At 66.0% G+C, this 13,732-nt stretch carries 11 protein-coding genes and 1 pseudogene; 7 read left to right on the top strand and 5 right to left on the bottom strand.

All coding sequences use genetic code 11. From position 1 onward, the window contains the following. Positions 1-33: 33 nt before the first annotated feature. The 3 genes from ptrR (at position 34) to KSS95_RS24655 (ending at position 1,374) form a co-directional block, all read left to right on the top strand. Positions 34-927 carry a putrescine utilization regulator PtrR gene (gene ptrR, locus KSS95_RS20570; RefSeq protein ID WP_217849172.1) on the top strand — a complete coding sequence of 298 codons (894 nt, stop codon included), beginning with the start codon at positions 34-36 and terminating at the stop codon, positions 925-927. Between the two features lie 115 nt (positions 928-1,042). Further along, positions 1,043-1,171 (top strand): PA1414 family protein, encoded by a 129-nt coding sequence (locus KSS95_RS24660; RefSeq protein ID WP_256660254.1) that lies wholly within the window; start codon positions 1,043-1,045, stop codon positions 1,169-1,171. A 77-nt stretch (positions 1,172-1,248) separates the two neighbouring features. Then, positions 1,249-1,374: a hypothetical protein gene (locus KSS95_RS24655; protein ID WP_263974801.1), complete on the top strand. Its 126-nt coding sequence runs from the start codon at positions 1,249-1,251 to the stop codon at positions 1,372-1,374. Positions 1,375-2,073: 699 nt separating this feature from the next. Here KSS95_RS24655 and KSS95_RS20565 read toward each other — a convergent pair. Both KSS95_RS20565 and speB read right to left on the bottom strand, forming a co-directional pair. After that, on the bottom strand, positions 2,074-3,453 hold the full coding sequence (locus KSS95_RS20565; RefSeq protein ID WP_217849170.1) for a sodium:solute symporter family protein: 1,380 nt from the start codon (positions 3,451-3,453) through the stop codon (positions 2,074-2,076). A 276-nt stretch (positions 3,454-3,729) separates the two neighbouring features. Further along, positions 3,730-4,680 (bottom strand): agmatinase, encoded by a 951-nt coding sequence (gene speB / locus KSS95_RS20560; protein ID WP_217849168.1) that lies wholly within the window; start codon positions 4,678-4,680, stop codon positions 3,730-3,732. A 223-nt stretch (positions 4,681-4,903) separates the two neighbouring features. Between speB and KSS95_RS20555 the strand changes: the two genes are divergently transcribed. The 4 genes and pseudogenes from KSS95_RS20555 to KSS95_RS20545 all read left to right on the top strand — a co-directional run bounded on the left by KSS95_RS20555 (position 4,904) and on the right by KSS95_RS20545 (position 8,252). Further along, on the top strand, positions 4,904-5,797 hold the full coding sequence (locus KSS95_RS20555) for a LysR family transcriptional regulator (RefSeq protein ID WP_217849166.1): 894 nt from the start codon (positions 4,904-4,906) through the stop codon (positions 5,795-5,797). A 98-nt stretch (positions 5,798-5,895) separates the two neighbouring features. Then, positions 5,896-6,240 (top strand): annotated as a pseudogene (locus tag KSS95_RS24925) (PAS domain-containing protein); the annotation flags it as partial. 234 nt (positions 6,241-6,474) lie between these two features. Continuing rightward, positions 6,475-7,503 carry a methyl-accepting chemotaxis protein gene (locus KSS95_RS20550; RefSeq protein WP_437179626.1) on the top strand — a complete coding sequence of 343 codons (1,029 nt, stop codon included), beginning with the start codon at positions 6,475-6,477 and terminating at the stop codon, positions 7,501-7,503. A gap of 152 nt (positions 7,504-7,655) precedes the next feature. Then, entirely contained in the window at positions 7,656-8,252 is a 597-nt protein-coding gene (locus KSS95_RS20545; RefSeq protein ID WP_217849163.1) for a tRNA-uridine aminocarboxypropyltransferase, read from the top strand. Between the two features lie 295 nt (positions 8,253-8,547). On the opposite strand, the gene KSS95_RS20540 is transcribed toward KSS95_RS20545, so the two are convergent. From KSS95_RS20540 to KSS95_RS20530, 3 genes are all read right to left on the bottom strand, one after another. Further along, the gene (locus KSS95_RS20540; protein WP_217849161.1) at positions 8,548-9,903 is read right to left on the bottom strand and encodes an HlyD family type I secretion periplasmic adaptor subunit; all 1,356 of its coding nucleotides are present in this window, start codon (positions 9,901-9,903) and stop codon (positions 8,548-8,550) included. A gap of 41 nt (positions 9,904-9,944) precedes the next feature. Then, positions 9,945-12,089 carry a type I secretion system permease/ATPase gene (locus tag KSS95_RS20535; protein ID WP_217849159.1) on the bottom strand — a complete coding sequence of 715 codons (2,145 nt, stop codon included), beginning with the start codon at positions 12,087-12,089 and terminating at the stop codon, positions 9,945-9,947. A gap of 62 nt (positions 12,090-12,151) precedes the next feature. After that, positions 12,152-13,525 carry a TolC family outer membrane protein gene (locus KSS95_RS20530; RefSeq protein ID WP_217849157.1) on the bottom strand — a complete coding sequence of 458 codons (1,374 nt, stop codon included), beginning with the start codon at positions 13,523-13,525 and terminating at the stop codon, positions 12,152-12,154. Positions 13,526-13,732 lie beyond the last annotated feature (207 nt).

The following is a 13,732-nucleotide window of genomic DNA, read 5'->3' as shown; positions in this document are numbered from 1 at the left end:
TGATGATCAAGTTGTTCTGTTTTGGAGAATCTAATGGAGTTCAGCCAACTGCGTATCTTCCAGGCCGTGGCCGAGGAAGGCTCGCTGACCCGTGCCGCCGAGCGCCTGCACCGGGTGCCATCGAACCTGTCGACGCGGCTGCGTCAGCTCGAGGAACAACTGGGGGTGGAGCTGTTCCTGCGCGAGCGTCAGCGCCTGCAGTTGTCACCGGCGGGCAAGGTGCTGCTGGACTACGCCAACCGCCTGGCGGCCCTGCGCGACGAGGCCATGGCCGCGGTGCAGGGCGGCCAGCCGGCCGGTGACTTCCTGCTCGGCACCATGTACAGCAGCGCGGCCATCCACTTGCCCGCGCTGCTGGCGCGCTATCACCAGGCTTACCCAGCGGTGAACCTGCAAGTGCGTGCCGCCCCCAGTGGCGAGCTGCTCGAGGGCCTGCTCGGCCATACCTTGGACGCAGCCCTGGTGGACGGCCCGCCGAGCCTGGCCGGGTTGGATGGCGTGCCTTTGTGCGATGAGGTGCTGGTGCTCATCACCAGCCCGGAACACCCGCCGGTGCAAACGGCCCGTGACGTGGCGGGCAAGGCGGTGTTCACCTTCCGCCAGGGCTGCTCGTACCGCATGCGCCTGGAGGCCTGGTATGCCCATGCCCACACGCCCATGGGGCGGGTGATGGAGATCGAGTCGTACCAGAGCATGCTGGCCTGCGTGATCGCCGGGGCGGGGGTGGCGTTGATGGCCCAGTCGATGCTCGACAGCCTGCCGGGGCATGAACGGGTGCGGGTGCATCGGTTGCAGGCGCCGTTCGACCAGGCGCAGACCTGGCTGATGTGGCGCCAGGGCATGTGTGGGGCAAATTTGCAGGCCTGGATCGATTTGCAACAAAGCGAAACGATTGACCGACCGTCGGAAGCTGCCATCTGCGCTTGATCCGGGTCAAAATCGCCCATATGTGTAAGAACAGAAGCATGCGCCATACAGGACATGGGACTATGATCTGTATGACGCATCGCAGGATTGATTGACCACCCGTCAAGGGGGCATTATGAACCAACGCATGTACAACTGGCTCCACGACCTCGCCGTCGCCTTGGGCTTGCTCCCGCCACCGTTGCAGCCGGTGCCGATCCCGACCGACGAAGAACAGCGCAAACGCCAGCCGCGTCGTCGCTGACCACCGACAAGAAGGCTGCCGCATCCAGGTGATGCGGCGGCCTTTTGCGTTGTAGCGCAGCCCTGTGGGAACCAGCCTTGCTGGCGAAGCAGGCGGCGCGGAGGATGGCACCGGCTGCGCCGGTGTTCGCCGGCAAGGCCGGCTCCTACGCCGAGATAAAAGGCCGCCGCATCCAGGTGATGCGGCGGCCTTTTGCGTTGTAGCGCAGCCCTGTGGGAACCAGCCTTGCTGGCGAAGCAGGCGGCGCGGAGGCTGGCACCGGCTGCGCCGGTGTTCGCCGGCAAGCCGGCTCCTACGCCGAGATAAAAGGCCGCCGCATCCAGGTGATGCGGCGGCCTTTTGCGTTGTAGCGCAGCCCCGTAGGAGCCAGCCTTGCTGGCGAAGCAGGCACCGCGGAGGATGGCACCGGCTGCGCCGGTGTTCGCCGGCAAGCCGGCTCCTACGCCGAAATAAAAGGCCGCCGCATCCAGGTGATGCGGCGGCCTTATGCGTTGTAGCGCAGCCCCGTAGGAGCCAGCCTTGCTGGCGAAGCAGGCACCGCGGAGGATGGCACCGGCTGCGCCGGTGTTCGCCGGCAAGCCGGCTCCTACGCCGAGATAAAAGGCCGCCGCATCCAGGTGATGCGGCGGCCTTTTGCGTTGTAGCGCAGCCCTGTGGGAACCAGCCTTGCTGGCGAAGCAGGCGGCGCGGAGGATGGCACCGGCTGCGCCGGTGTTCGCCGGCAAGCCGGCTCCTACGCCGAGATAAAAGGCCGCCGCATCCAGGTGATGCGGCGGCCTTTTGCGTTGTAGCGCAGCCTCGTAGGAGCCAGCCTTGCTGGCGAAGCAGGCACCGCGGAGGCTGGCACCGGCTGCGCCGGTGTTCGCCGGCAAGGTCGACGAGCGCGGTCAGGACAGAAGGCATCAGGCCAGTTTCACGGCGCTCACCGGCTTGCGCGAAGCCAGGCTGACCACCACGAAGCTCACCAGGCCGATGGCCAGGCTGTAGTAGATCGGCGAATTGGCATCCAGGCCGTCCTTGAACATGAACAGCAACGCGGTGGCAAAGCCCAGCGACATGCTGGCAATGGCCCCGGCGGTGGTCGCGCGCTTCCAGAAGATCGCCCCCATCAGCGGGATCAGCATGCCGCCCACCAGCAGGTTGTAAGCCAGGGTCAGGGCGCTGATCACATCGTTCACCGCCAGGGCGATGCCCAGCACCACCAAGCCGGTGAGCAGGGTGAACAGGCGGTTGATGCCCAGGCTCGACTGCTTGCCGCCGCGCAGCCGCGGCAGCAGGTCCTCGGTCAGGGTGGTGGACGCGGCCAGCAGGCCGGCGCTGGCGGTGGACATCATCGCGGCCAGGGCGGCGGCCATCAGCAGCCCGCGGATGCCCTCGGGCAACTGGCCCTTGATCATCTCGGCGAAGGCGTTGTTGGGGTTGGCCAGGTCCGGCATCAGCACGTGGGCGGCCATGCCGATCAGGGCGCAGGCCAGGCCGTACAGCACGCAATAGACACCGGCGGTGGTGCCGGCACGCTGGCAGACCTTCTCGTCACGGGCGGTGAATACCCGCTGCCAGATGTCCTGGCCGATCAGGATGCCGAAGAAGTAGATCAGGAAGTAGGTGATGATGGTGTCCCAGCCGATGGCGGTCCAGCTGAAGCTGGTGGCCGGCAGCTTGGCCACCAGGGCGTCCCAACCCCCGGCCTTGTACAGGCACACCGGCAGCAGGATGAACATCAGGCCCACGGTCTTGATCACGAACTGGACGATGTCGGTGAGGGTCAGCGACCACATGCCGCCGATGGTTGAATACACCACCACCACGCCGCCACCGAACAGCAGCGCCATCCAGAACGGCACATCCAGCAGCACCTGCAGCACGGTGCCCATGGCCAGGGTCGAGGTCACCGCGATCATCAGCGCATAGGCCAGCATGATCGCCGCGCTGGCCTGGCGCGCCATCGGGTTGTAGCGGCGCTCCAGGACCTGGGTGACGGTGAAGATCTTCAGGCGCAACAGTGGTTTGGCCAGGAACAGGTTCAGGGCGATGATCCCCAGGCCCAGGGCGGCGCACAGCCAGAAACCGGAAATGCCATGGACATAGCCCAGGCGCACGGTACCGACGGTGGAGGCGCCGCCGAGCACGGTGGTGGCCATGGTGCCCATGTACAGGGTCGGGCCGAGGTTGCGCCCGGCCACCAGGTAGTCTTCATGGGTCTTCGCGCGCCGCATGCCGTACCAGCCGAGGCCGAGCATGCCGGCGGCATAGATCAGTACAACGATGATGTCCAAGGCCATTGGGGGTCTCCCGATTATCTTTATTATGGCGAGATTGGCCGCCCGGACGGTTCACGGCGCCCGGCGGTCCTGTGTGGTGTTGGCGGGCCTCTATGGCCCTCCCGAATGGCTCCTGCCGGGGTCAAGCAAGCTGGGTGCTCTGTAGGAGCGGCCTTGTGTCGCGATGGGCTGCGTGGCAGCCCCGACAATTGTGCATGAGGCCAAGCCCTTGGGGCCGCTTCGCGCCCCATCGCGACACAAGGCCGCTCCTACAAAAACAGGGCTGTGTCGCTGCCGTCAGCGATGCACCACGCCCGGCAGCACGCAGAGCATTTCGAACAGCAGGTTGGCCCCCAGCAGCGAGGTGTTGCCGGTGGTGTCGTAAGGGGGGGAGACTTCGACCAGGTCGCAGCCGATCAGGTCCAGGCCCTGGCAGCCGCGGATGATCTCCATCGCCTGGATGGTGGTCAAGCCGCCGATCTCCGGGGTGCCGGTGCCCGGCGCCCAGGCCGGGTCGATGCCGTCGATGTCGAACGACAGGTACACCGGCCCGCCGCCGACTTTCTCGCGCACTTCGGCCATCAGCGGGGCCAGCGACTTGTGCCAGCATTCTTCAGCCTGCACCACACGGAAGCCCTGGCGACGGCTCCAGTTGAAATCGTCGGCGGTGTAGCCCTGGGCGCGCAGGCCGATCTGCACCACGCGCTCGCAATCGAGCAGGCCTTCTTCCACGGCGCGGCGGAAGGTGGTGCCATGGGCGATCTTCTCGCCGAACATGTGGTCGTTGACGTCGGCGTGGGCATCGATGTGCACCAGGCCGATCTTGCCGTGCTTCTTGTGCAGGGCCCGCAGGATCGGCAGGGTGATGGTGTGGTCGCCGCCGAGGGTCAGCGGGATGATGTTGTGCTCGAGGACCTGGTCGTAGGCCTCTTCGATGATGCGCACCGCGTCCAGCAGGTTGAAGGTGTTGATTGCCACGTCGCCGATGTCGGCCACCGACAGCGAGTCGAACGGCGCGGCACCGGTGGCCATGTTGTAGGGGCGGATCATCACCGACTCGGCGCGGATCTGCCGCGGGCCGAAACGGGTGCCGGAGCGCAGCGAGGTGCCGATGTCCAGCGGCACGCCGATGAAGGCGGCGTCCAGGCCTTCGGCGCTTTGCAGGTGGGGCAGGCGAAGCATGGTGGCGATGCCGCCGAAACGCGGCATTTCGTTGCCGCCCAGTGGTTGGTGGAGAATCTTGTCCACGGTGGGCCTCATCAGTCGGTCGATTGTTCTGTTTGTTCGAACCTGTGCCGCCGCGCGCCAGGACGCCGTGTGCAGGCGACGGGCAGGGCATTTCGCCGCAGTCTGCGCAAGGTAGTGCGCGGGAAGAATCGCTACCGCCAAATACTTACTTCAGGAATTTCTGAACTATCAGCAGCAAGCCGGGTTAGACTCCGGGCATATCCAGCCTGCGGAACCTCGTTGCATGGCCTCTTCGTTGCCCGACCTGAAACTGCTGCGTATCTTCGCCAGCGTGGTGCGCCACCAGGGTTTCGCCAATGCCCAGCGCGATCTCAACCTGTCTACCTCGGCCATCAGTACCTACATGAGCCAACTGGAAAGCACCCTGGGCATCGTGCTTTGCCACCGTGGCCGGGGGGGCTTCAGCTTGACCAGCAAGGGCGAACTGTTCCACCAGGAGACCTTGCGCCTGCTCGGCGAACTGGATGGTTTCGAACAGTACGCTGCCGCGCTCAAGGGCGAACTGCGCGGCACCCTCAACCTCGGGGTGATCGACTCCACCGTCGGTGACCGCGCCTTGCCGCTGGCCGAGGCCATCGGCGCCTACAGCCAGGAGCATCCGGCGGTGCACCTGCACCTGTCGGTCTCCAGCCCCTATGAGTTGCAGTTGGGCGTGCAGGACAACCGCCTGGACCTGGCCATCGGCGCGTTCTCCTCGCGCATGAGCGGGCTGCTGTACCAGCCGCTGTATCGTGAGCAGCACTGGCTGTATTGCAGCAACCGCCACCCGCTGTTCGCCGAACGGCGCATCCCGGAGCCGCTGGTCACCCAGCAGCGCATGGTCGGCCGTGGCTATTGGAGCCAGGCCGAGTTGGCCCGGCATGGCTTCAAGCACAGTGCGGCCACCGTGGAGAGCATGGAGGCGCAGCTGATTCTGATTCTCTCCGGCGCCTACATCGGCTACCTGCCCGAGCACTACGCCCAGGCCTGGGTCGACCAGGGCGACCTGCGGGTGCTTTCGCCGGCCACCTTCGGTTACCAGGCGCCGTTTTCCCTGATCATTCGCCGCGGTCGCAGCCGGGAACCCTTGATCCAGACGTTCCGCGACCTGCTCAAGAGCCAGCTCAACGTGGGCTGAGCCCGGGGTTGTTCAACGCACTTTGTCAGGACGAGTAGATTTCCTACAAAACTTGACCGCTGACGTGCTGGCCATCTGCTAAATATCTACTTGCTTTGATGATTTTCCCATTCATCTGGATAAGCAAGGGATCGCCAACGATGCGCATGAATTTGCCCGTCACTGAGCACGAAAGAACCTTTTCCCAAGACCAGCGGCTGATCTCCACCACCGACCTGAACAGCCGCATCACCTACTGCAACGACGCATTCGTGGCCATCAGCGGTTTCACCTACGACGAACTGGTGGGCCAGCCCCACAACCTGGTTCGCCACCCCGACATGCCGCCGGCGGTCTTCGGCCATATGTGGGACACCATCAAGCAAGGCAAGCCATGGATGGGCGTGGTCAAGAACCGCGCCAAGAACGGCGACTTCTACTGGGTCAGCGCCTATGTCACCGCGGTGTACGAGAATGGCCGCATCAGCGGCTACGAATCGGTGCGCTCGGTGCCTACCCGCGAGCAGATCCGCCGCGCCGAGCAGCTCTACGCGCGCTTGCGTGCCGGGCGCTCGGCGGTGCCCGTGGTGGCGCGCCTGGCCCATGGCATCGGCCATGGCTGGCCGCTGATCGGCGCCGGCCTGGTCGCGGCCGCCGGCTACTTGTGGCTGCCTCCCTACGCCGCCCTCGGCGTGCTGATGGCCAGCCTGCTGGCGGCCTGGTACTTGGTCGAGCACCGGCAGAACCAGTCGATCCGGCGCACGTTGCAGGAGCACCCGAAGGCCTTCACCAGCCCGTTGGTGGCGCTGACCTACAGCGACAATCCGGGCCTGCAGGGCCAGCTCGACCTGGCGATCATCAGCGAGGAGGCGCGCCTGCAGACCGCGTTGACCCGCCTGGTGGATGCCGGCGTCGGGGTCAAGTCGCGGGCCGCGCAATCGGCCGACCTGTCCGATGCCCAGGCGCAGATGCTCGACCGCCAGCGCAGCGAGACCGACCAGTCGGCCACCGCCATCGCGCAAATGGCGGCGACCATCCAGCAGGTCACCCACAACGTGCAGAGCACCGCCCACGCCGCCAGCGACGCCGACCAGCTGGCGCAGCAGGGCAGCGACCTGGCCGAGCAGAGCCTGCGCGCCATGGGCAGCATGCGCGAGGCGGTGAGCGACATCGGCCAGGCGGTCAATGCCCTGGCCGAGCAGACCCAATCGATCGGCAGCGTGGTGGACGTGATCACCTCGATCGCCGAACAGACCAACCTGCTGGCGCTCAATGCCGCCATCGAGGCAGCACGGGCCGGCGAGCAGGGCCGGGGGTTCGCCGTGGTCGCCGATGAGGTGCGCTCGCTGGCCCAGCGCACCCGCGCCTCCACCGAGGAAATCCACCACATCATCTCCACCCTGCGCTCTGGCGCCGACCGCGCGGTGGCCAGCGCCAGCCGCGGCCAGCAGATCTCCAGCGACAGCGTGCACAGTGTCGAGGCCGTGCAGGAAGCGCTGTCGGGGATCGCCCAGGCGGTCAGCCGCATCACCGGCATGAGCCAGCAGATGGCCACGGCGTCGGAGCAGCAGAGCCACGTGGCCGAAGACATCAACCAGCAGATCGTGCGCATCGCCCACCTGTGCGACGAGAGCGCCGGGCAGGCCAAGCAGGGCGCCGAGATCAGCCAGGACCTTGAGCGCATGGCGGATTACCTGCACAGCCTGGCGGAGCGTTTCAACCGCTGAAGCTGCAGCGGGTAACCGTGGGGCGTGGGAGCGGGCTTGCCCGGCGATGGCGGTGCCGGTTTTGTCGCGGGGCAAACCCGCTCCCACGAGCGCCTCGCGGCAACCCGACGCTGGCAACCCTGTGGCAAACTACCCGCCCCAAGGAGCCCACGATGTCCAGACCCCGCTGCGAGCGCTGCCAGCGCCCGCTTGCCCATTGCCTTTGCCCGCTTATCCCGCAGCTCGACAGCCGTACCCGGGTGGTCGTGCTGCAGCACCCCAGCGAGACCGCCCACGCCCTGAACACCGCGCGCCTGGCGGCCCTTGGATTGGTCAATGCCGAGTTGCGAATCGGCGAGGTGTTCGACGATCTAGCGGCGTTGCTGGCCACGCCGGGCTATCGCCCCGTGTTGCTGTTCCCTGGTGACGAGGCCGAGGTCCTGCAAGGCTACGGGCAGGATAAGCATCTGCCCTTGATGCTGATCGTGCCGGACGGTACCTGGCGCAAGGCGCGCAAGATGCTCTACCTGAACCCGCTGTTGGAGGCCCTGCCACGGGTCACCCTGGGTGCGGTCAAACCCTCCCGCTACCGGCTGCGCAAGGCGCCGGAGGCGGGGGCGGTGTCAACCCTGGAGGCTATCGTGCAGGCGCTGGATGTACTGGAGGCGCCGGCAGCCTTCGATGCGTTGCTCAATCCATTCGAGGCGTTGATCGAGGGGCAGATCAGGGCGATGGGGTTGGATGTGTTCACACGCAACCACGGTGAATGATCGAGGTCTCGGGATCTTTTGGGTTTTGCAGTTAAAGCGCCCTGAAGGTGGTCTCGCCGTTTGTTCAGTGAGCCTTGTGGGACGTTGAGTCCGTTGCAGGGAGATTGAACGGCTGCGCCGTTGGAGGGCTGGAGGTGCATGCCATGGCATCCTCAGCGCCTACAAGATCGAGCGCCGCCCGCGCGGCGCTCGATCTTGTAGGCGCTGAGGATGCTGCGGCGAACGCCTTGCGCGATCTCACAGGCGCCGAAAATGCTGTGACGAACCCCTGGCAGCCCTCACGCAATCCCGACAATCACCGCTCGCGCAACGCCTCCGTCCGCGCCTTGAGTACCGGCTTTAACAGGTAATCCAGCACGCTCTTGTGCCCGGTGATGATATCCACCGTGGCCACCATCCCCGGGATGATCAGCAGCGGCTTGTTGTCCCCGCCCAGGTGGTTCTTGTCGGTGCGCACCTGGATCAGGTAGAACGCATTGCCCTTGTCGTCGGTGACGGTGTCCGCGCCGATCAGCTCCAGCTTGGCCTTCAAGCCGCCATAGATGGTGTAGTCATAGGCGCTGAACTTGACCATCGCCGTCTGCCCCGGGTGCAGGAACGCCACGTCCTGGGGCCGCACCTTGGCCTCGATCAGCAGGTTGTCCTCGATCGGCACGATCTCCACCAGGTCGCTGCCTGGCTGGACCACGCCGCCGATGGTGTTGACCTTGAGCAGCTTGACGATGCCGCGCACCGGCGAGACCACCGTGGTGCGGTTGACCCGGTCGTCGATGGCGATGCTGCTGGCGGTGATCTTCGACAGTTCCGTGCGCTTGTCGTTGAGCTCCTTGGCGGCCTCGGAGCGGAAGCTGGCGTCGGACTCCTGGACCTTGCTGCGAATCTCGGCGATCGCCGCCTCGGCCCGGGGGATCGCCAGGTTGGTGGCGTTCAACTGGCCGCGGGCCTCGACGCTGCGCTGCTTGAGGCGCAGGATCTCCACCGGCGAGATGGCGCCCTTGCCGACCAGCGGGGTGGACATGTCCAGCTCCTGTTGCAGCAGGCCCACCGCCGAGCGGTACTGGTCGACCTTGGAGCGGAACTCGGCCAGCTCCTGGGTCTTTTGCCGCAATTGTTCGTTGAGCGTCTGTTTTTCGCTGGCCAGGCGTCGCTGGCGCGATTGGTACAGGGCGATCTCGTCCTCGGCCACTTGCGGCGCCTTGCCCCGAACCTCGTCGGAGAGCACGAACGGGCGCCCCTCGGCCTCGGCCGACAGGCGCTCGACCTGGGCGGTGAGGGCGTAGCGGTCGGCCTCGCTCTCGCCCTTGTTCGACTTGAAGCGGGTGTCGTCCAGGCGCAGCAGGGTGGCGCCCTTGTCGACCATCTGCCCTTCGCGCACGAAGATTTCGGTGACGATGCCGCCCTCGAGGTTCTGCACCACCTGCACCTTGCTCGAGGGAATGGCCTTGCCTTCGCCGACGGTGACTTCGTCGAGCACCGCGAAGTTGGCCCAGGCCAGGGCCACCAGCAGCAGGATCGCCGCCAGCCATACGGTCAGGCGCGACAGGCTGGGCGACTCCTGCAAGGTGGCGCCGGCCAGCTCCGGCATGTAGTCGCGTTCGGCGCGGCTGTCGGTGCCCTGGAGGTAACTGCGCACATTGTGGAAAAGGCTCATGGGCTACCTCGGCGAAGTGGCAAGGTGGGAGCGGGGTTGGTTTACAGCGCCGCGCCGATCCGGCCTTTGCGCAGGGCGTCGACCACGGCTTCCTTCGGTCCGTCGGCGACGATCTTGCCGTTGTCCAGCACCAGCAGACGGTCGACCAGGCTGAGCATCGAGGTGCGGTGGGTCACCAGCAGCAGGGTCTTGCCCGGCACCCACTCCAGCAGACGCTGGCGCAGCTGTTCCTCGCTGCTGTTGTCCATGTGGCTGGTGGGCTCGTCGAGGATCAGGATCGGCGGCTCCAGCAACAATGCCCGGGCCAGCAGCACCGCCTGGCGCTGGCCACCGGACAGCAACTGGCCACGCTCGCCCACCGGCCGGTCGAAACCTTGCGGGTGCTGACGGGCCAGCTCGCTGACGCCGGTCAGCTCGGCCACCTCGAGCATGCGCGCGTCGCTGACATGGCGCGCGCCCAGGGTCAGGTTGTCGCGCAGGCTGCCGGCCAGCAACGGCAGGTCGTGGGCCACGTAGCCTATCTGGCTGCGCAGGTCGGCGATGTCCAGCTGGCGCAGGTCGAGGTTGTCCAGCAACACCTGGCCTTCGTCGGGGTGGTGGAACCCCATCAGCAGGCGCGCCAGGCTGCTCTTGCCCGAGCCGCTGCGGCCGATGATGCCGATGCGTTCGCCCGGCTTGAGGTTGACGCTGACATCGTTGAGCGCTGGCGCGACCTGGCCTGGGTAGCGAAAGGTGGCATGGCTGACGCTGATGCCGCCGTGCAGCGTGGTGTGCGCCAGCGCCTGCTGGCGGGCCTCGCGCTCCTGGGGCAGGCTCATCAAGGCGTCGGTGCTGCGCATGGTCAGTTGCGCCTGCTGGTAGCGGGTGATCAGCCCGGCGATCTGGCCGAGCGGGGCGAGCACCCGGCTGCCGAGCATGTAGCTGGCCACCAGGGCGCCGACACTGAGGTTGCCGGCGATGATGCTGTAGACCCCGGCGACGATGGTGGCCATGCCGCAGAACTGCTGGATGAACAGCGTGCCGTTGCTGGCCAGCGACGACAGGTTGCGGGCATGGGCGTCCAGCCGGGCGATGGCGCCGTTGGTGTGTTCCCACTGGTACTGGCGCTCGCTTTCGGCGCCACAGGCCTTGAGGGTTTCCAGGCCGCCGAGGGTCTCGATCAACAGGGCCTGGCGCACGGCGCCCAGGCTCAGGCTCTTTTGCACGGTGTCGCGCAGGCGCACCTGGATGAACAGCGCCAGGCCCACCGCCACCGGGAAGGCCACCAGCGGAATCAGCACCAGCCAGCCGCCGAGCAGGCCGATCACCAGCAGCATCAGGGCGACGAAGGGCAAATCGATGATGCTGGTCAGAGTGACCGCGGTGAGGAATTCGCGCAGGCCCTGGAAGTCGTGGATGCTTTGGGCGAAGCCACCGATGGTGGCCGGCCGCGCCTTCATGCTCATGCCGGTGATGCGTTCGAACAGGGTGGCGGAGAGGATCAGGTCGGTCTTCTTGCCCGCCTGGTCCAGCAGGTGGGCGCGGACCATGCGCAGCACCAGCTCGAAGGCGGTGCCGATGAACAGGCCGGCGACCAGCACCCACAGGGTCGACACCGCCTGGTTGGGTACCACGCGGTCGTAGGTCTGCATGACGAACAGCGGCACCATCAGCCCCAGCAGGTTGATCAGCAGGCTGGCCAGCAAGGCGTCGCCGTACAGCCAGCGGGAATGGCGCAGGGTATCGCGGAACCAGGCGTTGACCCGCGGAATCAGCGGCGCGCGCACGTCCTCCAGGCTATGCCGCGGACGCGCGAACAGGGCCTGGCCGCTGTAGGCCGCGGCCAGGGTTTGCGGCTCGACCCACTGCTCGCCGCCTTCGGCCTCGCACGGCAACAGCAACGCCCGGCCATTGTCGCCCCAGCGCTGCAGCACGGCGCTGCGCCCATCGTTGAGGATCAGCAGCACCGGCAGGTTGAGGGGGGAAATGGTGCTCAGCTCGCGCTGCAGCAGGCGCGCCTGCAAGCCGGCACGGGCCGCGGCGCGCGGCAACAGGGCCAGGCCCAGGCGTTGCTCGGCCAGGGGCAGGCCGCTGCACAGGCTGGCACGGCTGGCCGGGCAGCCATGCAGCTTGCACAGGATCAGCAGGCCATCGAGCAACGGATCATCAACATCCAGGCGCGGTTGCGCGCTTTGCAGACTGGTCACGATGGCCTACTCCTGTCGCGGTGGACGGCAACCGGGCGTTGGCAGGGCTTCCCTGCCAGGCGTCAGCGCATGTCGGGCAACCTCGCCTCGTTACGGACTTCGCTCTTGGCGATGGCTTCCGGCGGCAGCGAGATACGCTGCTTGCTCAGCAGTTCGCCCATGTTGGCCAGCAGCCGGTACATGGAGAACTCTTCGGTGTAGCGCACTTCGGTGTAGCGCCGGTTGGCGTTGTACAGCTCGTTCTCGCTGTCGAGCAGGTCGAGCAGGGTGCGTTGGCCCAGGCCGAACTGGTCCTGGTAGGCGGCGCGCACGCGCTGGGTGGTCTCGGCGTACTCGCGCGCGCTCGGGGTTTGCTTGCGCGCGTTGTTCATGGCGTTCCAGGCCAGGCTCAGGTTCTCGTTGAGCTCGCGCAGGGCGTTGTTGCGGATGTCCATGGCCTGGTTGATCTTGTGCGCGTCCGACTGCAGGCGGGCCTTGTCGCTGCCGCCGCGGAACAGGTTGTAGCTGAGCTCGACGCCGGCCTGCCAGTCATTGTTGTCGTGGCCTTTCTGGCCACCGAGGTTGTTGTTGGCACCGGTGGCCAGCACCGCGTCCAGGCGTGGGTAGAAGGGCGACTTGGCCACTTCGTATTGCTGCTCGGCGGACTGCACGTCGGCCTGGGCCGATTTCAGGTAGGGGTTGTTCTCCAGCATGCCTTGGCGCGCGGCGGCGATATCGGCTGGCACCTCGGCCTTGATGGTGCTGGGCGTTTCCAGCTCGTCGGGCATACGGCCGACTACGCTGAAGAAGTTGGCCTCGGCGTCGGCCAGGTCGACCTCGGCGGTGTCCAGGTTGTTCTCGGCCAGGGCGCGACGGGCGCGGGATTGGTCAAGGTCGGCGGTGCTGCCCACGCCGCGCTCGCTGCGCAGGCCGATCTGGTCGTTGACCCGCAGGTGAGCCTGCAGGTTGTTGCGCGCCAGGGTTACCAGCTCGCGGCGCTTGAGTACCTCGAGGTAGACCTCGATCGCGCGCAGGGCCACGGTCTCGGCGGTGGCCTGGGTGTAGTAGGCACGGGAGTTGGCTACCGCTTCGGTACGGCCGACTTCGTTGGCGGTGTTGAAACCGTCGAACAGCATCTGGCGCAGACGCAACTCGGACTGGGTGTAGCTGAGGGTCTCTTTGTTGTGGTTGCGCCTGCCGTCGGCATCGACGGTGCGGGTATTGGTGTTGTCCGAGCGCTGCCGGCCGTAGCCGGCGACCAGGTCGACGGTTGGGTAGTACCCCCCGCGGGCGAACTTCACATCCTCGTCGGCCGACAGCCGGCTGTTACGGCTGGCGCTGATTTCAGGATGCTGGTCCACGGCGTTCTGGACAGCCTCGGTGATCGACATCGCCTGACTGTTGGCACACGCCATGGCCAACAAAATCGCACTGGTGATGGGGGTTAAAGCGCGCATGGGGTACATCTCCCTGGTCTTGAAAAAAGTCCTGCAATTCGCCAAAAAAATGACGAAATATTGGTATCAAACCGTTTCAGGTTTGTAACAACAGAGCTAAGAACATTTACCGGGCGAGCTAAGAAGATTTTTTCATAAGATATATGCGAAAAAAAACTTATGCGGTCTAAGGAATCCGAGACATTGTTTCATTCAGGTGCTTGCGGG

This window comes from Pseudomonas muyukensis (assembly GCF_019139535.1).
In the GTDB taxonomy this organism is placed as follows: domain Bacteria; phylum Pseudomonadota; class Gammaproteobacteria; order Pseudomonadales; family Pseudomonadaceae; genus Aquipseudomonas; species Aquipseudomonas muyukensis.
This window is presented reverse-complemented; position numbering and strand designations above follow the sequence as displayed.

Coding starts and splice junctions, on each gene's coding strand:
- KSS95_RS20565 (WP_217849170.1), bottom strand. CDS start 3,453: ATGGCCTTGGACATCATCGTTGTACTGATCTATGCCGCCGGCATGCTC.
- KSS95_RS20550 (WP_437179626.1), top strand. CDS start 6,475: ATGGCCAGCCTGCTGGCGGCCTGGTACTTGGTCGAGCACCGGCAGAAC.
- KSS95_RS24660 (WP_256660254.1), top strand. CDS start 1,043: ATGAACCAACGCATGTACAACTGGCTCCACGACCTCGCCGTCGCCTTG.
- KSS95_RS20545 (WP_217849163.1), top strand. CDS start 7,656: ATGTCCAGACCCCGCTGCGAGCGCTGCCAGCGCCCGCTTGCCCATTGC.
- ptrR (WP_217849172.1), top strand. CDS start 34: ATGGAGTTCAGCCAACTGCGTATCTTCCAGGCCGTGGCCGAGGAAGGC.
- KSS95_RS20540 (WP_217849161.1), bottom strand. CDS start 9,903: ATGAGCCTTTTCCACAATGTGCGCAGTTACCTCCAGGGCACCGACAGC.
- KSS95_RS20555 (WP_217849166.1), top strand. CDS start 4,904: ATGGCCTCTTCGTTGCCCGACCTGAAACTGCTGCGTATCTTCGCCAGC.
- KSS95_RS20530 (WP_217849157.1), bottom strand. CDS start 13,525: ATGCGCGCTTTAACCCCCATCACCAGTGCGATTTTGTTGGCCATGGCG.